Genomic DNA, 24578 nt, shown 5'->3' on the forward strand with positions numbered 1-24578 from the left:
GCGGACCTCCCGATGTACCAAATAGCCACGGCCCCGTGTGCCAAAAATGTACCAACGCATGGCGAAAAACAGGGCTCAACTACTGTAAATATGTACAGTTATGACAGATAAGGCAACAGCCACAACACGCATGGATACTGGCACCGCGCGCCCCGCGCTGGACAGGACTTTCTCCGTCGCGCCTATGATGGATAGGAACTGAGCTCCGCCACTCCGGCATTCATTGCCATCACGTACCAAATTTCTACCAACGATTTTCCCTTTTCTTCTCGCCAGCATCGCCGGTGGTCGAGAGATCGTGTGTACGCGTGTGCGACGCGTGCGTGCACATCATGCGCGGGGCAATCCTAGAATCCGTGGGGGTCTCGGAAAAAGGTAACAAAGGTAATGGCATCCCGAAAAATGGCGTAGATTTCTGATTTACAAGGGATTCGAACGAGTGTCCAAAAGGTAACAAAAAGGTGATGAAAAGGTGATGCGTTACCTTTTTGAAAGGTCACAGAGAGAAATTTCCCTATCCTTTAAAATCAGATACTTGGAAAACCGTTACCTTTTGCAGTACCTCTTGTTACCTTTTAAAGGTAACGCCAGAGATCAACAAAATCAGATAGATACAAGCGAAAATCGGCCAAGTTACCGATGTTACCTTTTTCCGAGCCCCCCTCACCTTCTCAGATTGGCCCGCCAGCTCTGCGGCAACCTCCAAATCCGCCATTCCGCATAAAAACGCATGCTGTCACAGTCACTTAGGCCGCCAGGGCTCCCTGCAGGTGCCAGGCCTAGCCCATAGTGCGTACATGCATAAAAACAAAAACATTTAGAGCGCAGGCGGGGCGGGGTGTCGACGGCGCGCGCCGGGGCGCCGCCGGGCTGGGGTGGGTGGCCCTGGTCTGGCGAGCAGGCGCAAAAAAAGCCGCCCGGGTCGGAGCGGCTGCGGTGGAGCTGGCGAGCGCTGGTCAGCGCGTCGGGTCGAGGCCTGGCCCGGCCTCGCCGTCGAGCGAGTAAGGCTGGAAGCGCACGATCTCTTCGCCAACGATCTCGTTGATCTCGCGCATGGTGGCCTGCAACGGCTCGAGCTCGTTGGCCACGAACACGCGCGCGGCCTTCTCGACGTCGCCGAAGCCGCCGGTGTTGCTGGGGATGATGCCCATCAGCTGCGGGGGGATGCGGTGGCCAGCGAGCTGATCATCCCGGGTGATGTTCTTGATGTTCCAGAACTCGTCCTTCGCCGCGACCTCGCTCACCGGGATCACCTGGACCCCGTCCTTCTTACCCCCGGGGGAGTAGAGAAAAAGGTTGCGGAAGTTGCCGGGGCCCTTGGAGTCCTTGAGCGCCTGGCGCATGGCGTCGATGTCCTGCTTGTTATGGGCGGCATCGTTGACGTACATGATGAACCCGGCGTGGCTGCCGTTGAGGTAGTAGCGCCGACGGAACAGGGTGGCGCTCTCGTTGAGCCAGGCCGACTGCAGGCTGCCGATGTAGTCCGGCACGCCATAGATACCCTGGTCGATGTCGGGTTCGAGCAGGTGGATCACCCGGCCCGCCGGCAGCTCGACGCGGTCGACGAAGTTGGGCACCCACCAGTAGCGGTCGGCCGAGAGACCCCCGCGACGCATGTAGCGCGCGCGCAGGTGGCGGAACGGCAGCCGCTTGCCCAGCCGCCCGACCACCTCCTCGAGGTAGCCGTTGCCGAACACCAGGTAATCCAAGGCCAGTCCGCTGAACGCCTGGCGACCCAGCAGCGGGTGAGGGACGAAGGTGCGCAGCAAGATGTTGCGCTTCACCTGCAGGGCGCTGCCGTGGTGGGCCGTGGCCCGGTAGCTCTTGGCCAGCACGTCCAGCGGGATCGGCGGCTCGTACCACTCGTCGGCCGAGAGCCACAGCCCCTCGTAGAAGAAGTCACGCATCGAGGTGACCGGCTCGGGGTCGCCGAAGCTGAACGCCTCGGGCCGGCCCTGCTCGGCGGGCGCCGGTGCGGCCGCGCCCTCGCTGACCTGGTAGGCAGGCACGCGGATGCGGGGCTTGGCGGTGGCGGTGTCATTCATTCGAACATCTCCATCATGGATCGGCCGGCCTCTTCCGCCGGGCCGTCGATTGGCTCGTGGTGCAGGGCGTGCATGGTGGCCCAGGCCAGGTCGGCATGGCCGGTCGCCTGGCTGCGCCCGCTGGTGTAGGTGAACTGGCGGCCCGAGGCGGTGAGCTCGCGCTTGATGGCCATGAACGACTGGGCGAGATCCGCCCAGCCGGCGTCGAACTCGAGGCGACTCTTGCGCATGATCTGCTGCGCCTGCATGACCATGCGGCTCTTCACGTCGACGCTGTACTGGTAGCGCTCCAGGGTGGGGAACCACTTCTCGACGTGCTCGGCCACCGCCTCGCCAAGGCCGCTGATGTCGATGCCGATGTGGTCGATCTGGTAGCGCGCCTCGAACGATCGGATGAAGGCGGCCTGGGCCTCGTAGTCCTCGCCCTTGAGGCGGTGACGCTCGAGCACCCGGTGCGGCTCGGCGGCGCTGCACGAGGGCAGCACCACCACCAGGCCGGCACCGTCGCCGTTCTCGCCGGTGCCGGTGGGGTCGTAGCCGATCCACACCCCGCGCTCGCCCACCGGGCGGGGCGCGAAGGGTCGGTAGTCGTCCCACACTTCCCAGCTGTCGACCATGCAGGGGTGCACCATCGTCAGCGGGAAGGCGCTCTGGCTGTCGTCGACGAACTGGCACATCAACAGGTTGGCGAACTCGTCCTCGCTGTACTCGAGGCGAAGCTGCTCGAGGTCGAAGAGATCGCAGCCACCGGCGATGGCATCCTCCACGGTGACGATCTGGCGCCACTGGCCGTCGGGGCACAGCTTACCCTCGGCCAGCGCCTGGTGGCTGACGTCGAATGCCTGGCGGTCGGCCTTCTTGCGGCGCTTGTTGAACATCTCCCCGTTCCAGAACGGATAGGCCTCGTGGCCGATGCTCGAAGGCGTTGAGAAGTAGGTCTGGCGCCACTTCTTGTGCATCGCCATGCCGCTGGTGACCTTGCGGAACTCGGCGAAGCGGCCGATCCAGAAGTACTCGTCGAGGTAGACGTCGCCGTGATAGCCCTGGGCGGTCTTCGAGTTGGTGCCCAGGAAGTGCAGCTCGGCGCCGTTGTCGAGCACCAGGGGATCGCCCTTGAGATCGACGTCGCACACCTCCTTGACGAACTGGACGATGTAGCTCTTGAAGATGTGCGCTTGCGCCTTCGAGGCCGAGAGGAAGATCTTGTTGCGGCCGTGCTCGAACGCATCGACGATCGCCTCGTGGGCGAAGAAGAAGGTCGCGCCGATCTGACGGCTCTTGAGGATGTTGCGGATGCGATGCTTCTGGCCGGCCTCGTACCACTGGCGCTGGTAGTCGAAGGCCGTCTCCAGGAACGTCGTCTTGAGCGCCTCGACCTGCTCCTCGTCCAGGGCGTTGTGGCGCTGCTTGCGTCGCGGCGCCTCGTTGCGAGCGTTGATGTTGGGGTTAAGGTCCGCCTCGCGCCCCGTCTCGCTGTACTTGTGCACCCGCGCCAGGCGCTCGATCTGCCGGCCCAGCAGGTCGATCTCCTTGAAGTCCTTACCCTCCTTGGCCTCCTTGCTGATCAGCTGCACCAGCCGCGCCTCGAGCGCGCCCTCCACCCGCTGGCTGGGCGAAGCCTCTTCCCAGCCGTCGCGCTGTTTCCAGCTGTGCACCGTCGGCGGCTTCTCGCCCAGGAATTCGGCAATACGCACCACGCGCCACCCCTGCCAGTAGAGATGGCGGGCGGTCACGCGCGGTGAATCGAGGGTGTCGGCAGGCATCGTTGTCATGCCGCCAGCCTAACCGTGCGCGCGGGGTGCTCACGGCCGGGCGCGTTGTGAATCGTGGCGCTACAACGCCACAACGTTGAGGCCATGACCGGCCGCGCGGAACCTGACGGCAACGTATCGCCGAGCAACCAGCAGAGGCCCCCGCCATGTTCCGGATCGCCACCGAAGGCGCCACCACCGACGGCCGCAAGATCTCACGCGAGTGGATCGAGCAGATGGCCAAGAACTTCGACCCCGCCACCTATGGCGCCCGGGTCTGGATGGAGCACATGCGCGGCATGTTCGCCGACGGCCCCTTCCCCGCCCTGGGCGACGTCACCAAGCTCGAGGCCCGCGAGGTCGACGGCAAGCTCGCACTGTTCGCCGAGATCGACCCCACCGACCGCCTCAAGCAGATGAACCAGGAGCGACAGAAGGTCTACACCTCCATCGAGGTGGATCCGGAATTCGCTGATACCGGAGAGGCCTACCTGGTCGGCCTGGCCGTCACCGACTCCCCGGCGAGCCTCGGCACCGACATGCTGCAGTTCAGCGCCCAGCAGGGCAGCGAATCCCCGCTGGCCGCCCGAAAGCAGTCGGCGCACAACGTCTTCACCGCCGCGATGGAGACCGAGCTCGACTTCACCACGGCCGAGCCGGAAGACAAGGGCCCGAGCCTCGCCGAGCGCGTCAAGGCGCTGTTCAAGAAGCACGATGCCAAGACCGACCAGGGCTTCGCCGACTTCCGCACCGAGCTCGAACAGACCCTCGAGGTGTTCGTGCAGAAGCACGCCGACCTGGCCGCGGATCTCGCCGGCCGCCCCAGCGCCGAGGCCTTCAGCGAGCTCGAGGCCGCCCACGCCGAGACCCAGCGCCGCCTCGACGAGCTCTACACCGCGCTCGACAACGAACCGACCTCCCCGCCCCGCGCCCCCGCCACCGGTGGCGGGAACGCACTGCTGACCGACTGCTAAGGACCGCCGCCCATGCGTAACGATACCCGCAAAAACTTCAACGCCCTGCTCTCTCGTGTGGCTCAGCTCTCCGGCGTGCCCAGCGCCACCGAGAGCTTCGCCGTGGAGCCCAGCGTGCAGCAGACCCTGGAATCCAAGATCCAGGAGTCCAGCCAGTTCCTGGGCATGATCAACATGGTCGGCGTCGACGAGATCAAGGGCGAGAAGCTCGGCCTCGGCCTCTCCGGCCCGATCGCCGGCCGCACCGACGTCTCCGCCAACGATCGCGCGCCGCGCGACCTCTCCACCCTGGACGACAACGGCTACGAGTGTCTCTCCACCGAGTTCGACACCTTCCTGCCATGGAGCAAGCTGGACGCCTGGGCCAAGTTCCCCGACTTCCAGACCCGCGTGCGCAACGCCATCGTTCGCCAGCAGGCACTCGACCGCATCATGATCGGCTTCAACGGCACCAGCGGCGCCGCCGCCACCGACCGTGTAGCGAACCCGCTGCTGCAGGACGTCAACAAGGGCTGGCTGCAGCACTACCGCGAGCGGGCCACTGCCCGGGTGCTGGCCGAGGGCGCCAACGTCGGCGAGGTGCGCGTCGGCCCGGGAGGCGACTACAAGAACCTCGATGCCCTGGTCTATGACGTGGTCAACGAGCTGATCGACCCCTGGCACCGGGAGTCCACCGACCTGCGCGTGATCTGCGGCCGGAAGATCATGGCCGACAAGTACTTCCCGCTGATCCAGGAGCATGCCACCACGCCCACCGAGGCCCAAGCGCTGGACATGGTCATAAGCCAGAAGCGCATGGGCGGCCAGCAGGCCGCACGGGTGCCCTTCTACCCCGATGGCAGCCTGTTCATCACCATGCCCGAGAACCTCTCGCTCTACTGGCAGCAGGGCAGCCGTCGCCGCTACATCAAGGACAAGCCCGAGCGTAAGCGCGTGGAGAACTACGAGTCCTCCAACGACGCCTACGTCATCGAGGACTTCGGCGCCGGCTGCCTGGTCGAGAACATCGTCTTCGGCGACTGGACCGGCGCATAAGGAGAGAGCCCATGACCAGCCCCGCCCGTAAGCACTACCAGCGAGCCACCGCCGCGCAAGCGGCGGGGGCCGCCGATCCCCGCGCCGCCCAGAGCGGCGAGCAGTACGAGCTGCACGCCGCCGCCCTCTGGGAGGCCCGCCGCACCCTCAAGGGCATCAAGAGCCTCGAGGCCAAGGTCGCCAAGAAGCGCGAGCTGCTGCCCGAGTTCGAGGCCTACGTGGCCGGCGTGCTCGAGGGCGGCCAGGGCGCCGCTGACCACGTGCTGATGACCGTCATGCTGTGGCGCCTCGACGTCGGCGACCTCGAGGGCGGCATCGAAGTCGCCGAATACGCCCTGCGCCACGGCCTCGACACCCCCGACCGCTTTGAGCGCGACACCGCCTCGATCGTCGCCGAGCAGGTCGCCGAGGAAGGGCTGGCCCGGCTCGAGGCCACCGAGGGCGACACCCTGCCCGAGGTCGCCGCCGACCTGGTCATGTATCTCGCCCGCGCCGAGGCCCTGACCGCCGACGCCGACATGCACGACCAGATCCGCGCCAAGCTGCACAAGGCCCTGGGCTACGCCCACCGCGACTCGCGCAACCTGGAGGAGGCCCTCGAGCACCTGCGCCGTGCCCTGCAGCTCAACGAGCGCGCCGGCGTCAAGAAGGACATCGAACGCCTCGAGCGCCAAGTGCGTGACGAGAGCGCCAAGAACGCCAGCGGCCAGGGCCACGCCCCGGCCTGACGCCACCGAGTCGCACGCCGACGCCAAGGGGGCACCGGGGGAGAGCGGACCACGGTCCCATCTCGTCGATCCCGGTCCACCCCCTTCCTTCACCTTGAGGCCCGGCCATGTCGTCACTCATCTCCTACGGCACCGGCGAGACCAGCGAAGCGCCGGCCGCCATCACCAACAACGGCTTCTGGCCCGCCGTTGACCCCGCCGCCTTCCGCGACGCCGAGCGCGTCGACTCCACCGTCACCGAGGCCCGCGTGGCCCACGCCCTGCGCGTGGCGCTGGCCGACGTCAACCTCCAGCTCGCCGACTGGCAGGCCGCGCGGATCGACGACGGCGCCGCCACCGCCGAGGAGGTCGCCGCCCCCGGCTGGGCCGCCGAGGGGCACTACGTGCTGCTCTACCAGCGCGCCCTCTATGCCACCGCCATGGCCAGCCTGCTCGAGCGCTACCGCGACTACAGCGCCACCGGCGAGGGCGACGAGCGCGGCGAGGCCAAGGACCTGGCCGCCGACGACTACCGCCGCGACGCCCGCTGGGCGGTCAGCGAGATCCTCGGCGAGCGCCACACCACCGTGGAGCTGATCTAGTGCCCCGCGTGCGCACCCACCAGGGCGAGACCCTGGACGCGCTCTGCTACCGGGTGCTCGGCACCACCGCCGGCGTCACCGAGCAGGCGCTCAAGATGAACCCCGGGCTCGCCGAGCTCGGCCCTATCCTTCCCCACGGCACCCTGGTCGAGCTGCCGGAAGAGCCGCCGACAACTGCCGTAGTCGACACCGTCCAGCTCTGGAGCTGACGCGCAACAAGAGGACCGCATGGCGGATACCACCGTGAAACCCAACGTCTTCGAACGGCATCTGCAGACCGGCATCCAGCTCACCCTGGTCGCCCTGCTCGCCTGGGCGGGACTCAAGCTGGTCACGCTAGGCGAGCACACCGCCGTGCTGCGCGAGCGCCTGGTCTACCAGGGCGAGCAGATCGAAAGCCTGCGCCGCGACCTGCGCGACTGGAGCGACCTCTACTACCGCAAGAGCGACGCCAGCCGAGAGATCGGCGCCCTTCAGGAACGCATCACCCGGCTCGACGGTCGCGTCAGCCAGCTCGAGGAGGAGTCCCGCCCATGACCCTGCGCTATGGCACCACCGGCCCCGGCGTCGAACGCCTGCATAACGACCTGAGACGCCACGGCTTCGGCCTCACCGCCGACGGCGTCTTTGGTCCCGCCACCGAGACCGCCGTGCGCGCCTTCCAGCGCGAACAGGGCCTGGTCATCGACGGCATAGCCGGCCGCAAGACCCAGAGCGCCCTGCAGCAGGGCCGCGACCCCAAGGCACTGCGCCAGGCCGATCTGGTTGGCGCCGCCGAGACCCTCGAGGTCGATCTCGCCGCCGTGATGGCCGTCAACGAGGTCGAGTCCCTCGGCGTCGGCTTCCATCTCGGCGGACCGCGCAACGCCACGCCGGTGATCCTCTTCGAGCGCCACATCATGCGCCGCCGCCTCGAGCACCACGGCATCAGCCCAGCGCCCTGGGAGGAGAAGCGCCCCAACCTGGTCAACAGCCGACCCGGCGGCTACCAGGGCGGCCCCCACGAGCACGGCCGCCTGGCGCGTGCCGGCGAGATCCACGCCGAGGCCGCCATCGAGTCGGCCAGCTGGGGGCTCTTCCAGATCATGGGCTTCCACTGGCAGCACCTCGGCTACAGCAGCGCCCGGGTCTGGGAGGAGGCGATGCGGGCCAGCGAAGGCCGTCAGCTCGAGGCCTTCGTGCGCTTCATCGAGGCCGACCCGGCCATCCACGCCGCCCTGCGTCGTCGCGACTGGCGCGACTTCGCCCGGCGCTACAACGGCCCCGACTTCGAGCGCAACGACTACGACACCAAGCTCGCCGCCGCCTACCGGCGCCACGCTCGCGCCCTGGAGAAAGCCGCATGAATCTTATCCGTCAGGTGCTCGGCACTGTCGCCGGCCCAGTGATGGAGGTCATCGACCAGGCCGTCACCGACAAGGACCAGGCCGCCCGGCTCAAGGCCGAGCTACAGCGCCGCCTGATCGACCAGCAGGACGCCGGCCTCGAGGCGCGCATGAAGGTGGTGCTCGCCGAGGCCAGCGGCGAGAGCTGGCTACAGCGCAACTGGCGCCCGATCCTGATGCTGGTCATCGTTGCCATCGTCGCCAACAACTACCTGCTCGCCCCCTATCTCGGCGCCATGTTCGGCGTCGGCCTGCACCTCGAGCTGCCCGAGCCGCTATGGAACCTGATGACCCTCGGCGTGGGCGGCTATATCGCCGGGCGGAGCGGCGAGAAGATCGCCGGCACTCTCAAGGGCCGTCGCGGCACCTTCCTCGACGAGGCCGACACTAGATGAAGAAGCTCCACTCGCTGCGCGCCTACCTGCTCGAGCGCATCCCCGACCTCAAGCGTAACCCCGACCGGCTGCTCACTTTCATCGAGGACGGCAGCATCGAGTTCCATCGTGGCGCCCACCTCTCGCACCAGTACCGGGTGCCGGTGCGCGTCGTGCTTACCGACCACGCCGGCGAGCTCGACACCGTGATCATCCCGCTGCTGCAGTGGCTCAGCCGCTACCAGCCCGACCTGGTGCCCGAGGAGACCGTCAGCTTCCAGGCCGAGCTGCTCGACAACCAGCGCTGGGATCTCGCCATCGACGTCACCCTCACCGAGCGCGTGGTGGCACTCGTCGACTGCGACGCCGGCACCATCCACGTCGACCATCGCCAGCCCGAGTTCGAGATCGACCCCTGTGCCGCCGGCAACTGGCAGCTCTACATCCGCGACGTCGACGACAGCGAGGAGTACGACCTGGTCGCCGAGTGGGAGCAGTGACATGAGCGATGACCTGGACGCCCTCGAGGACTGGATCGGCCCGCTGATCGAGCGCCTGCAACCCGCTGAACGCAGAAAGCTCGCCCGCGACATCGCCCAGGTGCTGCGCAAGCGCCAGGCTGCGCGCATCAAGCGCCAGGAGAACCCCGACGGCAGCCCCTTCGCGCCCCGCAAGCCCCAGGCCCGCGAGCAGGCCGGCGCCATCCGTCGCGGCGTGATGTTCGCCAAGATCCGCCAGGCCAAGTACCTCAAGGGGCGCGGCCAGGCCGACGCCGCCACCGTCGGCTTCGCCGGGCGCGTGGCGCGCATCGCCCGGGTGCACCAGTACGGCCTGCGCGACAACGTCGACCGCAACGGCCCCTGGCACGACTACCCCGAGCGCCGCCTGCTCGGCTACAGCGACGCCGATCGCGCCGTGGTGCGCGACATGATCCTCGAGAGAATCGGCGGCGCCCTATAGCCGCCCGACGCCGCGGCGTCGTGTTGTAGCGCTCCGATTCACAACGCCCCCGGCTAGAGCCAGCCCCGCCCAGGGGCAACGATGGCGCCATGAGCCAACGCCCCCTGTATAGCGCCGCCGAGCTGCTGCGCCTGATTCACAACCTGGTCCGCCTCGGCACCGTCGCCGAGGTGGATCACGCCCGCGCCCGGGTGCGCGTGGCCACCGGCGAGATCACCACCGCCTGGCTGCCCTGGCTCGAGGAGCGCGCCGGCACCACCCGCACCTGGAACCCGCCCACCGAGGGCGAGCAGGTGGTGGTGTTCGCCCCCGGTGGGGATATGGCCAGCGCCGTGGTACTCGCCGGCCTCTACCGCACCCAGCACCCCGCGCCAAGCGACAGCGCCGACAAGTGGCACGCCGTGATGCCCGACGGCGCAGTCATCGAGTACGACCACGCCGCCAGCCACCTGCAGGCCACCCTGCCCGGCTCGGCCACGCTCGCCGCCCAGGGCGACGTCACCGTCGACACCCCGGCCGCCCTCACCGCCACCGCCGGCAGCGGCGCCACGCTCAACGCCGATACCGTGATCAACGGCACGCTCGCCATCAATGGCGGCAGCGTCACCCACAACGGCACCGACATCGGCGACAGCCACCAGCACCCGCAGGGCAACGACAGCGACGGCGATAGCCAGCAAAACACCGGAGCGCCCGTATGACCGGCATGAACGCCACCACCGGCCGCGCCCTGGAGGGTGTCGAGCATATCCGCCAGAGCGTGCGCGACATTCTCGCCACGCCCATCGGTTCGCGCGTCATGCGCCGCGACTACGGCAGCCTGCTGCCCGAGCTGATCGACCGCCCCCTCAACGACGCCACCCTGCTGCAGGTCTATGCCGCCACCGCCATGGCGCTGATCCGCTGGGAGCCCCGCCTGCGCGTCACCGCCATCCGCCGCGCGGTCAGCAGTGACCGCCCCGGCCGCGCCGTCATCGAGGTGGAGGGCCAGACCACCGCCGGCCAGCCCATTCGTCTCGAGGTGCCCGCCCCATGAGTGGAACCATCAACCTCTCGCAACTGCCCGCACCGACGATCGTCGAGACCCTCGACTTCGAGGCGATCCTCGCCGAGCGCCGCCAGGCGCTGCTCGACCTGGTGCCGGCCAGTCAGCGCACCGAGGTCGAGGCCACCCTCGAGCGCGAGAGCGAGCCGCTCACCAAGCTCCTCCAGGAGAACGCCTACCGCGAGCTCGTCTGGCGGCAGCGCGTCAACGAGGCGGCCAAGGCCGTGATGCTCGCCTACTCGCGCGGCGATGACCTCGACCAGTTGGTCTCCAACTTCGAGGTCGAGCGACTGCTGATCGACGCGGGCGACCCCGACGCCACCCCGCCGGTGCCGCCGACCTACGAGAGTGACGAGGACCTGCGCCTGCGCGCCCAGCAGGCCTGGGAGGGGCTCAGCGTTGCCGGCCCGCGCGGCGCCTACGTCTTCCACGCCATCAGCGCCGACGGCCGCGTGGCCGACGCCACCGCTATCAGCCCCAGCCCGGCCGAGGCCCTGGTCACCCTGCTCAGCACCGAAGGTGACGGTACCGCCAGTCAGGACCTCATCGACGTGGTCGACGCCGCCCTCTCCGCCGAGGACATCCGCCCGGTCGGCGACCGCCTGACCGTGCAGTCGGCCGCCATCACCCCCTACACCGTCGACGCCACCCTCTACGTCTACCCGGGGCCCGAGCAGGAGCCGATCCTCGAGGCCGCCGAGGCGGCCCTGGCCACCTACATCACCGAGCAGCGCCGCCTGGGCCGCGATATCCGCATCTCTGCCATCCATGCCGCCCTGCACGTCGAGGGCGTCCAGCGGGTGGAGCTCGCCGCGCCGACCGCCGACGTGGTGCTCGACGACACCCAGGCCGCCCACTGCACCGGCACCACCGTGGTAATCGGGGGCAGCGATGAGTGATAGTCGCCGACCGCTGCTGCCGCCCAACGGCACGCCCCTGGAACGTGCCGCCGCCGAGGCGCTGGCCGAGATCCAGCGCGTCCCGGTACCGCTTCGCCAACTATGGAACCCGACCACCTGCCCGCCGCGGCTGCTGCCCTACCTCGCCTGGGCCTTCAGCGTCGATCGCTGGGACCCGAGCTGGTCTGAGGCCGCCAAGCGCGACGTCATCGCCACCGCGTTCTACATCCACCGCAAGAAGGGCACGATCAGCGCCCTGCGCCGCGTGGTCGAGCCGCTGGGCTACCTGCTCGAGATCATCGAGTGGTGGCAGACCGAGCCCCTGGGCACCCCGGGCACCTTCGCGCTCAAGATCGGCGTGCTCGATACCGGCATCACCGATGCCATGTACACCGAGCTCGAGCGCCTGGTGGATGACGCCAAGCCGCTCACTCGCCACATCACCGCCCTGGATCTCGCCGGGGAGAGCAAGGGCATCGTCTACCTCGGCAGCGCCATGTACGACGGCGACGTCACTGCCGTCTATCCCTTCGTCGCCGCCGAGAGCCAGGTGACCGGCCTGTTCTACCTGGGCGCGGCTACCGACAGCGTCGACACCGCCACCGTGTACCCGCAGCCCTGATCGGCCCAGATCGTCACACAACAGGAGACCCACATGGCCCAGTTCTACACCCTGCTCACCGACGTCGGTCAGGCCAAACTGGCCAACGCCGTCGCCTTGGGGCAGACCATCGAGATCACCGAGCTCGCCGTCGGCGATGGCGGGGGCAGCCTTCCCACGCCGGACAGTGGTGCAGAGTCACTGATCAATGAAGTGCGTCGCGCGCCCATCAACACCAGCACCACCGACCCCGATAACCCTTCCTGGATTGTCGTCGAGCAGGTGCTACCACCCGACGTTGGCGGCTGGACCATCCGCGAGATCGGTATCTTCGACGTCGACGGCGACCTGATCGGCGTCGGCAACTACCCCGAGACCTACAAGCCGGTGCTCGCCGAAGGCTCCAGCCGCACCCAGACCGTGCGTTTCGTCCTCGAGGTCAGCGACACCGCCGCCGTCACCCTCAAGGTCGATCCATCCGTGGTGCTCGCGACGAGGGAATATGTCGACGACCAACGCGCTGAGCACGAGGCCAGCCGCAACCACCCCGCCGCCACCACCAGCGAGCAGGGCATGGTGCAGCTTGCAACCAGCCAGCAGGCCCGAGAAGGTACCCGTACCGATCGCGCAGTGCATCCAGCTGGTCTCGTGTCGACGATCAACACCTTGCTGGGCAACACCGCAGGCATTTTGGAGATTACCGAGACTACGCAACTCGACGCTGCCGATGCTGGCAAGGCCATCCTAGCCACTGACGGCCCCTTCACAATCACTCTCCCCCCAGTGATCAATATGCGTGATGGCGGGATATGCATGTTCATCAACGGTGGAAACGAAGAGATCACGGTCGAGCGCTCTGGAAGCGACGAGATCGCAGCGGGGGGCAGTACAGAAACATCGTTAACTGTTGGGCAGGGTGACGCCCTGGTGCTGGTACGGGCGTCTTCGAGCAAGTGGCATGTCGCCGGCGGGTCTACGGCGCTAGAGTTCTCTTCGCTATTTTGGGGTAACAAAGCGAACAATGGATACCAAGTACTTCCAGGCGGCTTAATTATTCAGTGGGGGCAGGCATCCTCATCGGGCTCAGCTGGATTGATCACTGCAGCCATGCCTATTGCCTTTCCGAATGCTTTCCTATTTGGAATAGCGTCCGATTCGGGAGGAAATACCACACGGTCGGTGGCAGGTTCGTGGGACTGGCTTCAATCAACGTTATCAGAGTTTGCTGCCTACTGGGAAACAAACCCCTCCGACTGGAGTTTTCTAGCAATTGGATATTGAGGTGAATAATGTATTTCAGCCCATCAAAGAATAGCTTTTTCCCGAAAGAATTATTATCTCTATATCGTCAAGCCGGTACATGGCCCAGAGACGCTATTGAGGTAACTCAGGCGGAGTGGGAAACCTACGGTTCTGGTACAGCGCCTTCGTGTAAGCGTCGGGGTGCCGATGAGAGCGGCCGCCCCACCTGGGTCCAAATTCCGCCGCCTGATCTAGATACTCTAGGCACTCGCAAGCGCGTGGAGATCGAAACCGCCCGTGACGAGGCCTTCACCAAGGGGAAGCCATATGACATTGCTGGAGAGCAGGACATCGTTCAAACACGTCCACAGGACCAGATCAACCTGCTCGCCCTCTCCGCAAAGGCACAGCGCCTGATCGCGGCTGGAAAGGGTGACACCATCATGACGTTCCGCGGTCAGTCCAACGTCAACCACGAGCTTACCGCCGAAGAAATGGACGTCCTGAGCCTAGCCGCCCTAGAGCACATTGAGGGCATCTACCAGCGCAGTTGGGCACGCAAGGATGATATCGATACTGCCATGCGTGAGCGGAACAGGGATAAAATTGATCGAATATCATGGTAACCATAGGCACAAACAGCCTGAGATCTACCCTTTAGCCACATGGCATGATAGCATCCGAGAATTTGTATAACCCATAAACCGGGATCAAATTTTGATTAAAAAACTCACATTATACATCTCAACCGGATTATTAATTTCTGGATGCTTTTCTTACGAAGAGGCCAAGATAACCGACAACGGAAATCTTCTTTTTTACAACACCCCTGTCACCGCTTCTCATCAAGATAAAAAATATATAACTTACATGACAAATCAAGGTGAGATTATACTCGCTACGGTAAAGAACAGGGAGGTGGCACAAAAGACTGTTATTCACTCCTATGGAGAAGACATTAACTGGGACAAAGGCAAAGCTGATGACCATGCCGCTCCTTCGATCATCCTCGACAAAGCACGGGAACGCTTGATAATTGCCACTTCATATCATGGCACCCCAATGTATGTTTATGAATATGATCTTAAAAGCGGGGAAACCAATAAAATCAAGGTAATGGCTGGGCGCTACACTTACCCAAGGCTATTAAGCCACAAAGGGAATATCTATCTTATTTCAAGACTCCAGCCAGAAGGAATTCTTGCTGGGCACCTGGTCTTGAGACAGGCAGCGGACGATTTCAAAAATGAGAGCATCGTTATCCCCTCAACTGATGGCGAGGTAGTGTATGCTGGAACACCTGCAGTTAGCAACGATGGTTTCATAATCGCCTATTCCATGCATAGTTATGAAGAAAATCGACTGATCGGGTTTGAGCTAGTCGAATATTCACTTGAAGAAGATGCAATCTCCAACACATGCGACCTCAGCTATCTTATAGGTGAAGATAGCCATTCAAACAGGCCCACCGGACTTGGCTACGACGGGCAGTCCATCATGGTAGCAACTGCCTATACTGAAAAACAACAGACACATCGAACAGAAAAATTTGATAATTTCCAGCGAAAAAATGAAATCATCGTTGCAAAGGGCGAAAACTGTAGAGATTTTGAAGTCGTAGAAAAGAGAGAGGTCGCGATGCCCTATTACCATACGAGCATCACGGTAAACGACAAGCTTGAGTATCTCTACTTTGATGAAAGTGAATATTACTCAAACTCAGGAATCTCTGGTTGCTTTGAGTCAGAAAAAATGATGTACCCAAACTTTACCGATGAAGGCATAGTCTATGCCTCCATGAATCACCAATACTCCATACGCGACTTTGACAACTCCATTATCTACTGTGCCCGAAAAAGTGATTCATAGAGCCTCTTGGATCCATTCCTCGATGAAAGGAATCGCTGTCCTACCATATTTTCGCGAGCCTACTTCGTTCAGATGATGACTATCGAAATAGATAACATCGTCCCCATTGAAAGGTGCGCGCTCAAAAAAATTGAGCGTGGAAAGGTCCAGAAAATAGGTGTTTGCATAATCGTTAACTAAGCTCTCAACACGGTCGTTAGCCAATTGCCACTCGTTATTTTTCCCTGAAGCTCGGGGAAAACCGAGAACATTGAAACGCTGAATGCGCTGAACATTCCCCTCCAGCATAGGAACTTGAGACAGCACCAGCAGCGGCTTATTCATAGACTGAACCTTATCTAAGAATCCGGACAGAGAGTCTATAAAAGTCTCGCTGCGGGTGTGATAGCTCCACATCCCGGCGAGTACAACACCATCCACTTGACCAAGCCGCTTCGCGGCTTCTTCAATCTGGCCTCGGCACGGATCATGCGCAAACTCGCTTATACGCTCGATGTCGAACCCCTCAATCGGCACACAGCTGCTTGCGGTAACCACCTCGAAACGAACGCTGAGCTCCTCTCCCACCACGTCAGCAAAATAGTTCAGCTGAGCGGCATGGCTGTCACCCATCAACAGCAGATTCTTGTCTGCAACACTCTCGCCGCGCGTGCAGCTATCTAAAACTTTGCCATGACAAATCTCGCTCTGTAGCGCATAGCGGGTGAGCTTGTCGGGCAATGGCTCGACGAGTTTCGAGTTCAGTAGCCCAGCCACCCCAATGGCTGCCGGCACAAACACCACCAGCGCTGCATACCTGGGTACTTTTTCAAGACTGAAAGAGCGATTTCGGAAAGGTACTTCGACCAGATGATATGAAATGTAAGACAGCGCGAACGTCAGCAGAAGCGCCACGACAATCACCGTGTTCGTCAGATAATAACTTTCGAAGAAGTATCGGAACGACGCAAGAATGGGCCAGTGCCACAGGTACAACGAGTAAGATAAGGCCCCTATCCGAACCAGTGAACCGCTCGAGAGCACTTGATTGCAAACGCTGTTACGCGTTGCAATCAGCATAGCGACACCAATGCAGGCTGGCAAAGCGAGCAGGCCCGGAAACGGTGCGTGCTCAGTGATGAACCAAAAACTCCCCAACACCATCAGTAGGCCAAGAACCGCAACCGTGTTGCTCGTACGCCGCGACCACGTAGCTCCAAAACCTCCGAAAGCAAGCAGGCTACCAACCAGAAATTCCGGAATACGTGCGGCTAGGGAGAAGTAAACCGAATGGCTCTGGCCACCGGCCAATTGATACGCCGAGAAGCCCAGAAGCAATAAGGCGACTGCAGTCAACAGCCACGGTAAAAAACGCCTTGGCACGAACACCAAAACAGCCGGAAGCAAAAGATAGAACTGCATCTCGACCGCTAGAGACCAGGTATGAAGTAAGGGGAGTTCATGAGAGTCAGGCGCGAAATAGTCGTTATGGCTTGCAAAGTAGTTGTTGCTATTGAAATAGAGCGCCTCCTTCAGACTCTCCTTGAAAGTCTCAAAGTCACGGGGAATCAACAGCACCGCCATCACCAGGGATGTCATGGCTAGCAAAACCATGTAAGCAGGCACTATTCGCCGAACCCGAGCGATATAAAAATGCAGGAACGAGAAGCTGCCACGCTCTAGGTTCCGGAGCACGATGGTGGTGATCAGATATCCCGAAATAACCAGGAAAACGTCCACACCAACAAATCCGCCGGGCAGCCAGTCGCTGTTGAAGTGAAACAGGATGACCGCCAGTACAGCAAGCGCTCGCAGCCCTTGTATATCATCTCTCTGCGCAGCTCGCGATCCCATGACGTATGTAACTCCTTTCACATGCAGCAATCGATTCGGCATCACCGGCTTTCAGCCAGCGGCGCATCTTACCTCAAAAGGTATTCACGCCCCAGTTCGACTGTGCGGATGGGCCATATCTGGTCTTCTATCAAACAGGCGGCCCGCACCCGAGCCGCCATCGCGGCAGAGGTCAATTCCAAGCTCGAGCGCCCCATGTTGTAGCCCCACCATCCACAACCCCCATCGCTAGAGCCCCCGCCCTGCGCGCGCAAGCATGGCAGCACGTCATGCATCGACTCACGATACCCCTGCGCAGGAGCTCCCCATGGCCCAGGACTACCACCACGGCATCCGTGTCGTCGAAATCAACAAGGGCACCCGGCCCATCCGCACCGTGGCCACCGCAGTCATCGGCCTGGTGGCCACCGCCCCCAACGCGGCCGCCGGCGTGGCCGCCAGCCGGCTGATCGATTTCGCCGCCGTGAACTCCGGCGTCACCTACACCGCCGCCACCCCGGGCACCGACGGCAACGCCATCCGCGTGCGCTACGTCGACCCGGGCAGCGCTTCGGCCACCCTGGGCGTCACGGTCTCGGGCAGCGACATCACCGTCAGCCTGGCCACCGACATCGACAGCGCCATCACCAGCACCGCCGCCGAGGTGGCCAGCGCCGTCAACGCCGAGACCGAGGCCAACGCCCTGGTCACCGCCACCGAAGAGGGCGACGGCAGCGGCGTGGTCAACGCCACCGGCTTCCAGAACCTCACCGGCGGCGAGGACGAGCCCTTCCCGCTGGATACCCCGGTGCTGCTCACCGACCCGCTGGGCGCCCAGGGCGACGCCGGCGAGGAGGGCACCCTGGCCCGCTCGCTCAAGGCCATCAGCGACCAGGCCAAGACCCTGGTCGTGGTGGTGCGCGTCGCCGAAGGCGAGACCGACGAGGAGACCAAGACCAACGTCATCGGCGGGGTCGACGGCACCACCGGCAAGAAGACCGGCCTGCAGGCGCTGCTCTCCGCCGAGCAGACCTTCGGCGTCAAGCCGCGCATCCTCGGCGCCCCCGAGCTCGACGACGCCGACGTCACCGGCGCGCTGATCGGCGTCGCCCAGAAGCTGCGCGGCTTCGTCTACGCCTCCGCCGGCGACAGCGCCACCAAGGAAGACGCGGCCATGTACCGCGAGAACTTCGGCGCCCGCGAGGTGATGGTGATCTGGCCCGCCTTCACCGGTTGGGATACCGCCACCAGCTCCACCCGCACACTCTCAGCCGTGGCCCGCGCCATGGGCCTGCGGGCGAAGCTCGACAACGAGTTCGGCTGGCACAAGACGCTCTCCAACCGCCCCGTCGAGGGTGTCAGCGGCATCAGCAAGGACGTCTTCTGGGACCTGCAGGACCCGGCCACCGACGCCGGCTACCTGAACAGCCACGAGGTCACCACGCTGATCCAGCGCGGCGGCTATCGCTTCTGGGGCTCGCGCACCTGCTCCATCGACCCGCTGTTCGCCTTCGAGAACTACACCCGCTCCGCCCAGGTGATCGCCGACACCATCGCCGAGGCGCACCTCTGGGCCGTCGACCTGCCCATGCACCCGAGCCTGGTCAAGGACATCATCGAGGGCATCAACGCCAAGTTCCGCGAGTGGATCCGGCGGGGCTACCTGCTGGGCGGCTCGGCCTGGTTCGACGCCGAGCTCAACACCCCCGAGGTGCTCAAGGCCGGCAAGCTCTACATCGACTACGACTACACGCCGGTGCCGCCGCTCGAGAACCTGATGTTCCAGCAGCGCATCACCGACCGCTACCTGGTCGACTTCGCCGACCGCGTCGCCGCCGCCTGATAGGAGAGAGACATGGCACTTCCCCGCAAGCTGAAAGACTTCAACCTGTTCGGCGACGGCAACAACTGGCAGGGCCAGGTGCCCACGCTGACCCTGCCCGAGCTGGCCCGCGCCGTGGAGGAGTACCGCGGCGCCGGCATGGACGGCACCGTCGAGCTGGACATGGGCCAGGAGCTGATCGAGTTCGCTTGGCAGGTCGGCGGCATCATCGCCGAGATCTTCACCGAGTACGGCACCGCCCAGCACGACGCCAACCTGCTGCGCTTCGCCGGCTCCTATGAGTCCGACGAGACCGGCGAGACCGTGCCGGTGGAGGTCACCGTGCGCGGCCGCCACAAGACCATCGCCATGGGCGAGGTCAGCCCCGGCGACAGCAACAGCATCGAGGTCACCACCACCTGCACCTACTACAAGCTGGTGGTCGACGGCGAGGAGCTGATCGAGATCGACGTGCCCGGCTACGTGTTCCGGGTGCGCGGCGTCGACCGCCTCGCCGAGCGCCGCCAGAACCTCGGCCTGTAAGTGGTCGCCGAACGACGAGACCCACCCAAGCGGCCCCGATCGGGGCCGTCTGCCTGCACCAGGAGAGACCCCATGACCGAACAGAACAGCGTCGCCGAGCTGCCGCGCGCCATCACCGAAACCGTCGAGCTCGATTCGCCGATCACCCGCGGCTCGAAGACCGTCACCGAGATCCAGGTGCGCAAGCCCAAGTCCGGCGCCCTGCGCGGCGTGTCGCTGGCCGACGTGCTCAACATGGATGTTCAGGCGCTCACCAAGGTGCTGCCGCGCATCACCGAGCCGGCGCTCACCGAGCCCGAGCTGCGCGACCTGGACCCCGCCGACATGGTCCAGCTGGGCAACGTGGTGGCCAATTTTTTGCTACCCAAGCGCATGAAGGCCGACGCCGAGAGCTGAGCCTGCCCAACTGCGTCGAGGACGCCATGGCGGATCTCGCCATGGTGTTCCACTGGGGCCCCGGCGAGATGGACCCCATGCCCCTCGAGGAGCTCGCCAACTGGCGAGAGCGCGCCCGCCAACGACTCGAGCCCCCCAAGCAGCGGGGCCGCTAACCAGGAGCCGGCATGGCCAAGGACCTGAACCTTTCCGTCACCCTCAAGGCCATCAACAAGGCCACCGGCCCGCTCAAGAAGATCATGCAGGGCAGCCGCGGCGTGGGTCGCGCCATGAAGGAGAGCCGCGAGGAGCTCAAGGACTTCAACGACCAGCAGAAGCGCATCGCCTCATATCGCGGCATGACGCAGCAGAGCAAGGCGACCCGCGACGCCCTGCGCGAGAAACGCCAGGAGCTCGAGCGCGTCACCCAGGAGCTCAAGACCACCACCGGGCCGACCCGGCGCCTCACCCAGCAGCAGGCCAAGGCCCAGGCCGCCGTCGACAAGCTCAACACCGAGTACCGCGACCAGCGCGACCGCGTGCGCGAGCTCGCCAAGGGGCTGCCCCGCGCAGAGGACGGCACCCGCGGCCTCACCGCCCAGCAGCAGGCCCTCGACCGCCAGATCCGCGCCACGAATGAACGCCTGAACCGCCAGCGCAACGCCATGCAGCGCCTGGCCGACGCCGATGTCTCGGGGCGCTTCAGCCGCATGACCGGCGAGGTGGGGCGCTTCGGGCGGCGCACCCTGTTCGCCACCGCCGGCGCGGCGGCCGGCATCTTCGGCCTCACCAACTCCACCGCCAGCCTGGGCGACGAGGTGGCGAAGAGCGGCGACAAGATCGGCATCGCCCTGGGCCCCTTCCAGGAGCTGCGCTACGCCGCCGAGCGCTCCGGCGTCAGCACCCAGAAGTTCGATTCCAGCCTGGAACGCTTCGTCAAGCGCCTCGGCGAGGCCCGCCAGGGCAGCGGTGCCGCCGCCAAGGCCTACGAGCAGCTTGGCATCAACGCCGACCAGCTCGCCCAGCTCACCCCCGACGCCGCCCTCGGCGTGGTCGCCGATCGGCTCGCCCAGGTCGAGAGCCACACCGACAGGGTGGCGCTCGCCGCCAAGTTCTTCGGCCGCGAGGGCGTGGCGATGGTCAACATGCTCAAGGACGGCTCCAGCGGCCTCGAGGCGCTGCGCAAGGACGCCCGCGCCACCGGCTACGTGCTCAGCGACGAGGCCGCCCGCGACGCCGAGGTCTTCAAGGACGCCATGCTCGATGCCGAGCTCGGCATGGCCGGCATGAAGAACACCATCGGCGCCGAGCTGATGCCCGCCATCACCGAGCTGATGGGCGACCTTTCCGGCTGGATGCGCGAGAACCGCGACGAGGTGAAGGCCTTCGCCCGCGAGTTCGGCGAGCGCCTCAAGGCCGCCGTGCCGGTGATCCTCGAGCTGGGCCGGGGCGCGGCCACCTTCGCCGCCACCCTCGGCGTGCTCACCACCAAGGCCGCCGCCGCCGTGGGCGGCTTCGATAACCTGGCGGTGATCGCCGCCACCCTGTTCGCCGGCAAGGCCATCACCAGCGTGCTCAGCTTCGGGCTGGGCGTGGGCAAGGCCATCGGCGCCATGGCCGCCTTCGCCAAGACCCTTCCCATCGTCGCCAGCGGCGTGAAGGTGATCTCGGCGGCCTTCGCCGCCACGCCCATCGGCTGGGTCATCGCCGGCATCACCGCCGTCGCCCTGGGCGCGGCCTACCTGTGGAAGAACTGGGAGACCATCGGGCCCAAGTTCGCCGCCCTCTGGGAGAGCCTCAAGGCCATGCCCGGCGCCGCCTGGGCCGGCATCAAGGCCGCCTTCGGCGAGGGCATCCTCGGCGTCACCCGCCTGCTGCTCGACTGGTCGCCGCTGGGCCTGCTGTGGCGCGGCATCAGCACCGCCCTGGACAAGCTCGGCGTGAAGATCCCCGAGGGCTTCAAGTCGCTGGGCGGCGCCCTGGTCGACGGCATGATCGCCGGCATCGACGAGAAGTGGCAGGTGCTCAAGGACAAGATCGGCAGCACCGCCGGCGCGGTGACCGGCTGGTTCAAGGAGAAGCTCGGCATAGCCTCGCCCTCCAAGGTGTTCGCCGAGCTCGGCGGCCACACCATGGACGGCTACCAGCAGGGCCTGGCGCGCAACGAGCGCGGCCCGCTGCGCGAGGTGGACGCCTTCGCCAAGCGCCTGCGCCAGGCCGGCGGCGGCCTGGTGCTGGGCACCGCCGCCCTGGCCAGCGCCGGGGCCGTGGCCGGCAGCAGCGGCCCCCTGGGCCCGCCCAGCTTCGACGCCCGCGCCCCGCTCTCGGCGCCTGGCGCCGGCGGCTCCACGCTGAACGGTGGCATCAACATCACCATCAACGCCGCCCCGGGCATGGACGAGCAGGCCCTCGCCCAGCGCGTGGCCAGCGAAGTCCAGCGCGCCATGGCCAGCGCCACCCGCGACGCCGAGGCCCGCCGGCGCTCGGCCTTCCACGACATCGACTGAGGACCGCCCGCATGATGATGGCCTACGGCATGTTCGTCTTCGCCCTCAACTCCGCGCCCTATCAGGAGCTGCAGCGCCAGAGCGCCTGGCGCCACGAGGGTCAGGGGCGCATCGGCAAGCGCCCGGCCCGCCAGTTCCTCGGCCCGGGGGACGACACCATCACCCTCACCGGCACCCTGCTGCCCCACTTCACCGGCGGTCAGCAGAACCTCGACCAGCTGCGCCAGATGGCCGCCGAGGGCGCCGCCTGGCCGCTGATCGAGGGCAACGGCACCTTCTACGGGCTCTACGTCATCGAATCGCTCAACGAGAACAAGAGCCACCAGATGCGCGACGGCAGCGCCCAGCGCATCGGCTTCTCGCTCACCCTGCAGCGCGTGGATGACGACCGCGCCGACCTGCTGGGCAGCCTCACCGGCGCCCTGGCCCGCGCCGCCACCGGGCTGCTGGCATGACCACAGCACGCCCACCCCGCGCCCCCGGCTACCGCCTCACGCTCGCCGGCCAGGTGATCAGCCCCGAGCTCGACGCCCGCCTGATGCGCCTGCGCCTCACCGATCGCCGCGGCCTCGAGGCCGACCAGCTCGATATCACCCTCTCCGACCACGACGGCCGCCTCGCGCTGCCGCGCCACGGCGCCGAGCTCACCCTGGCGCTAGGCTGGCAGGATGCCGGCCTGGTCGAGCGCGGCACCTTCATCGTCGACGAGGTGGAGCACTCCGGCGCCCCCGACGTCGTCGTCATCCGCGCGCGCAGCGCCGACATGCGCCGCCAGCTGCCCGGCAAGCGCTCGCAGGGCTGGCACGAGCTCACCCTCGGCGACATCGTCACCACCATCGCCCGCCGCCACGACCTCGAGCCCGCCATCGGCACCACGCTCCAGGGCGTCTACGTGGAGCACGCCGACCAGACGGACGAGTCTGATCTGCACTTCCTCACCCGCCTGGCCGAGCAATACGACGCCATCGCCACCATCAAGGCCGGGCGCCTGCTGTTCATGGCCGCCGGCCAGGCCAGCACCGCCAGCGGCCGCGCCATCGCCCCGGTGACCCTGCGCCGCCACCACGGCGACAGCCACCGCTACGTGGAGGCCGACCGCGACGCCTTCACAGGCGTTCTCGCCTACTGGCACGATCCGGATGCCGCCGAGCGCCGCGAGGTCATCGCCGGCTCTGATGAGAACCTCAAGCGCATGCGCCACACCTACGCCAGCCGCGACGACGCCGCGAGCGCCGCCAAAAGCGAGTGGCAGCGCATCCAGCGCGGCGGCGCCGAATGCTCACTGACGCTGGCCGAAGGGCGACCCGACCTCTACCCCGAGACGCCAGTGCGCTTGGCCGGCTTCAAGGCCACCATCGACGCCGTGGCGTGGCTCGTCACCGAGGTCACCCACGACCTGAGCGACATGGCATACATTAGCGGCGTGCAGATGGAGGTCCGTGATAGCGGAAGCTATAGCCCAAGACAAGGCACTTTCGAGCAAGACTGAAGGGCAACACATTTTCGCCGCTGGGCGCTGGGCGCTGGGCGCTGGGTGATTGTCTTATGCTAAGTTTGTCATGGGCATGGCAACAGCCCCAGGGACAGTACCGACACAGGAGAACAGAAGATGCCAATTTACGAATTACCATGTTCCGATGGCACAGACCGACACTGCACCGGCACAGTGGAGGTGCCAATCAGCATTGAGAGGCTAACTGCCGAGCAGCTCAAAGAAATTCAAGACTCAGGGGGTACGCGCCTCACGCCAGCACAACTCGCAAGCTTTGAGCTTGATGACCAAGAACGGAAGGAGCTCAAAGAGTTCGGCTCCGTCTACTTCGATATCGACATTGATGACATCTGCGATCCCTGCGGCTCAGACCAAACCTACGACGATGAAGGCAATAATATCTCTGCTTTATAACCATCCAGAGTAAAAAGCCCCCGCCATCCCTGAACTGCACCCCGAAAGTTGGACACCCAATCCAACCTTCGGGGTGTTTTTATGAGCAATCGATACGACGAGTGGTTCAAGCTGCTGGTGGCTC

General features: G+C 65.0%; 28 protein-coding genes and 1 pseudogene. 26 read left to right on the top strand and 3 right to left on the bottom strand.

Features of this window, described 5'->3' with window-relative positions; translation table 11 throughout:
• Window positions 1-956: 956 nt before the first annotated feature.
• The gene (locus tag FHR95_RS16570) at window positions 957-2045 is read right to left on the bottom strand and encodes a phage portal protein (protein WP_183315242.1); all 1089 of its coding nucleotides are present in this window, start codon (window positions 2043-2045) and stop codon (window positions 957-959) included.
• A complete protein-coding gene (locus FHR95_RS16575) occupies window positions 2042-3817 on the bottom strand; it encodes a terminase large subunit domain-containing protein (protein WP_183315243.1) in 1776 nt (591 codons plus the stop codon). The genes FHR95_RS16570 and FHR95_RS16575 overlap by 4 nt, the downstream gene beginning before the upstream one ends.
• A gap of 146 nt (window positions 3818-3963) precedes the next feature.
• Between FHR95_RS16575 and FHR95_RS16580 the strand changes: the two genes are divergently transcribed.
• From FHR95_RS16580 to FHR95_RS16660, 18 genes and pseudogenes are all read left to right on the top strand, one after another.
• Window positions 3964-4770: a GPO family capsid scaffolding protein gene (locus tag FHR95_RS16580; protein ID WP_183315244.1), complete on the top strand. Its 807-nt coding sequence runs from the start codon at window positions 3964-3966 to the stop codon at window positions 4768-4770.
• A gap of 12 nt (window positions 4771-4782) precedes the next feature.
• Window positions 4783-5805 carry a phage major capsid protein, P2 family gene (locus FHR95_RS16585; RefSeq protein ID WP_183315245.1) on the top strand — a complete coding sequence of 341 codons (1023 nt, stop codon included), beginning with the start codon at window positions 4783-4785 and terminating at the stop codon, window positions 5803-5805.
• 11 nt (window positions 5806-5816) lie between these two features.
• A complete protein-coding gene (gene gpM, locus FHR95_RS16590; RefSeq protein WP_183315246.1) occupies window positions 5817-6533 on the top strand; it encodes a phage terminase small subunit in 717 nt (238 codons plus the stop codon).
• Between the two features lie 107 nt (window positions 6534-6640).
• On the top strand, window positions 6641-7114 hold the full coding sequence (locus FHR95_RS16595) for a head completion/stabilization protein (RefSeq protein ID WP_183315247.1): 474 nt from the start codon (window positions 6641-6643) through the stop codon (window positions 7112-7114).
• Window positions 7114-7323 (top strand): tail protein X, encoded by a 210-nt coding sequence (locus FHR95_RS16600; RefSeq protein ID WP_343065248.1) that lies wholly within the window; start codon window positions 7114-7116, stop codon window positions 7321-7323. The genes FHR95_RS16595 and FHR95_RS16600 overlap by 1 nt, the downstream gene beginning before the upstream one ends.
• A gap of 19 nt (window positions 7324-7342) precedes the next feature.
• Window positions 7343-7651, top strand: a complete 309-nt coding sequence (locus FHR95_RS16605; protein WP_183315248.1) for a hypothetical protein — start codon at window positions 7343-7345, stop codon at window positions 7649-7651.
• A complete protein-coding gene (locus tag FHR95_RS16610) occupies window positions 7648-8460 on the top strand; it encodes an N-acetylmuramidase domain-containing protein (protein ID WP_183315249.1) in 813 nt (270 codons plus the stop codon). Before FHR95_RS16605 ends, FHR95_RS16610 begins: the two co-directional genes overlap by 4 nt.
• A complete protein-coding gene (locus FHR95_RS16615; protein ID WP_183315250.1) occupies window positions 8457-8894 on the top strand; it encodes a holin family protein in 438 nt (145 codons plus the stop codon). The genes FHR95_RS16610 and FHR95_RS16615 overlap by 4 nt, the downstream gene beginning before the upstream one ends.
• Window positions 8891-9373: a phage tail protein gene (locus tag FHR95_RS16620; protein WP_183315251.1), complete on the top strand. Its 483-nt coding sequence runs from the start codon at window positions 8891-8893 to the stop codon at window positions 9371-9373. Before FHR95_RS16615 ends, FHR95_RS16620 begins: the two co-directional genes overlap by 4 nt.
• 1 nt (window position 9374) lies before the next feature.
• On the top strand, window positions 9375-9833 hold the full coding sequence (locus FHR95_RS16625) for a phage virion morphogenesis protein (RefSeq protein ID WP_183315252.1): 459 nt from the start codon (window positions 9375-9377) through the stop codon (window positions 9831-9833).
• 89 nt (window positions 9834-9922) lie between these two features.
• Window positions 9923-10534, top strand: coding sequence for a phage baseplate assembly protein V (locus tag FHR95_RS16630; protein WP_183315253.1), 612 nt, complete (start codon window positions 9923-9925; stop codon window positions 10532-10534).
• Window positions 10531-10869, top strand: coding sequence for a GPW/gp25 family protein (locus FHR95_RS16635; protein ID WP_183315254.1), 339 nt, complete (start codon window positions 10531-10533; stop codon window positions 10867-10869). The genes FHR95_RS16630 and FHR95_RS16635 overlap by 4 nt, the downstream gene beginning before the upstream one ends.
• Window positions 10866-11777, top strand: coding sequence for a baseplate assembly protein (locus tag FHR95_RS16640; protein ID WP_183315255.1), 912 nt, complete (start codon window positions 10866-10868; stop codon window positions 11775-11777). Before FHR95_RS16635 ends, FHR95_RS16640 begins: the two co-directional genes overlap by 4 nt.
• A complete protein-coding gene (locus tag FHR95_RS16645) occupies window positions 11770-12399 on the top strand; it encodes a phage tail protein I (protein WP_183315256.1) in 630 nt (209 codons plus the stop codon). Before FHR95_RS16640 ends, FHR95_RS16645 begins: the two co-directional genes overlap by 8 nt.
• Window positions 12400-12432: 33 nt before the next feature.
• Window positions 12433-13659, top strand: coding sequence for a phage tail protein (locus tag FHR95_RS16650; protein ID WP_183315257.1), 1227 nt, complete (start codon window positions 12433-12435; stop codon window positions 13657-13659).
• 8 nt (window positions 13660-13667) lie between these two features.
• A pseudogene (locus tag FHR95_RS17445) lies at window positions 13668-13868 on the top strand (tail fiber assembly protein); the annotation flags it as partial.
• Window positions 13869-13898: 30 nt separating this feature from the next.
• Window positions 13899-14246 (top strand): DUF4376 domain-containing protein, encoded by a 348-nt coding sequence (locus tag FHR95_RS17385; protein WP_183315258.1) that lies wholly within the window; start codon window positions 13899-13901, stop codon window positions 14244-14246.
• Between the two features lie 91 nt (window positions 14247-14337).
• Window positions 14338-15489 carry a hypothetical protein gene (locus tag FHR95_RS16660; protein ID WP_183315259.1) on the top strand — a complete coding sequence of 384 codons (1152 nt, stop codon included), beginning with the start codon at window positions 14338-14340 and terminating at the stop codon, window positions 15487-15489.
• On the opposite strand, the gene FHR95_RS16665 is transcribed toward FHR95_RS16660, so the two are convergent.
• Window positions 15484-17322: an acyltransferase family protein gene (locus tag FHR95_RS16665; protein ID WP_183315260.1), complete on the bottom strand. Its 1839-nt coding sequence runs from the start codon at window positions 17320-17322 to the stop codon at window positions 15484-15486. The genes FHR95_RS16660 and FHR95_RS16665 overlap by 6 nt on opposite strands.
• Before the next feature lie 307 nt (window positions 17323-17629).
• On the opposite strand from FHR95_RS16665, the gene FHR95_RS16670 reads away from it, so the two are divergent.
• From FHR95_RS16670 to FHR95_RS16705, 8 genes are all read left to right on the top strand, one after another.
• Window positions 17630-19144: a phage tail sheath protein gene (locus FHR95_RS16670; RefSeq protein WP_425485309.1), complete on the top strand. Its 1515-nt coding sequence runs from the start codon at window positions 17630-17632 to the stop codon at window positions 19142-19144.
• A gap of 12 nt (window positions 19145-19156) precedes the next feature.
• Window positions 19157-19666: a phage major tail tube protein gene (locus FHR95_RS16675; RefSeq protein WP_183315261.1), complete on the top strand. Its 510-nt coding sequence runs from the start codon at window positions 19157-19159 to the stop codon at window positions 19664-19666.
• A 72-nt stretch (window positions 19667-19738) separates the two neighbouring features.
• Window positions 19739-20062: a phage tail assembly protein gene (locus tag FHR95_RS16680; RefSeq protein WP_183315262.1), complete on the top strand. Its 324-nt coding sequence runs from the start codon at window positions 19739-19741 to the stop codon at window positions 20060-20062.
• A 26-nt stretch (window positions 20063-20088) separates the two neighbouring features.
• Window positions 20089-20217, top strand: a complete 129-nt coding sequence (locus tag FHR95_RS16685) for a GpE family phage tail protein (RefSeq protein WP_183315263.1) — start codon at window positions 20089-20091, stop codon at window positions 20215-20217.
• A 12-nt stretch (window positions 20218-20229) separates the two neighbouring features.
• Window positions 20230-22548 carry a phage tail tape measure protein gene (locus FHR95_RS16690; protein WP_183315264.1) on the top strand — a complete coding sequence of 773 codons (2319 nt, stop codon included), beginning with the start codon at window positions 20230-20232 and terminating at the stop codon, window positions 22546-22548.
• A gap of 11 nt (window positions 22549-22559) precedes the next feature.
• Window positions 22560-23003: a phage tail protein gene (locus tag FHR95_RS16695; RefSeq protein WP_183315265.1), complete on the top strand. Its 444-nt coding sequence runs from the start codon at window positions 22560-22562 to the stop codon at window positions 23001-23003.
• Entirely contained in the window at window positions 23000-24037 is a 1038-nt protein-coding gene (locus tag FHR95_RS16700) for a contractile injection system protein, VgrG/Pvc8 family (RefSeq protein WP_183315266.1), read from the top strand. Before FHR95_RS16695 ends, FHR95_RS16700 begins: the two co-directional genes overlap by 4 nt.
• Window positions 24038-24157: 120 nt before the next feature.
• Window positions 24158-24454, top strand: coding sequence for a hypothetical protein (locus tag FHR95_RS16705; protein ID WP_183315267.1), 297 nt, complete (start codon window positions 24158-24160; stop codon window positions 24452-24454).
• The last annotated feature ends 124 nt before the right edge of the window (window positions 24455-24578 follow it).

The sequence above is a fragment of the Halomonas fontilapidosi genome (assembly GCF_014192285.1).
In the GTDB taxonomy this organism is placed as follows: Bacteria; Pseudomonadota; Gammaproteobacteria; order Pseudomonadales; family Halomonadaceae; genus Halomonas; species Halomonas fontilapidosi.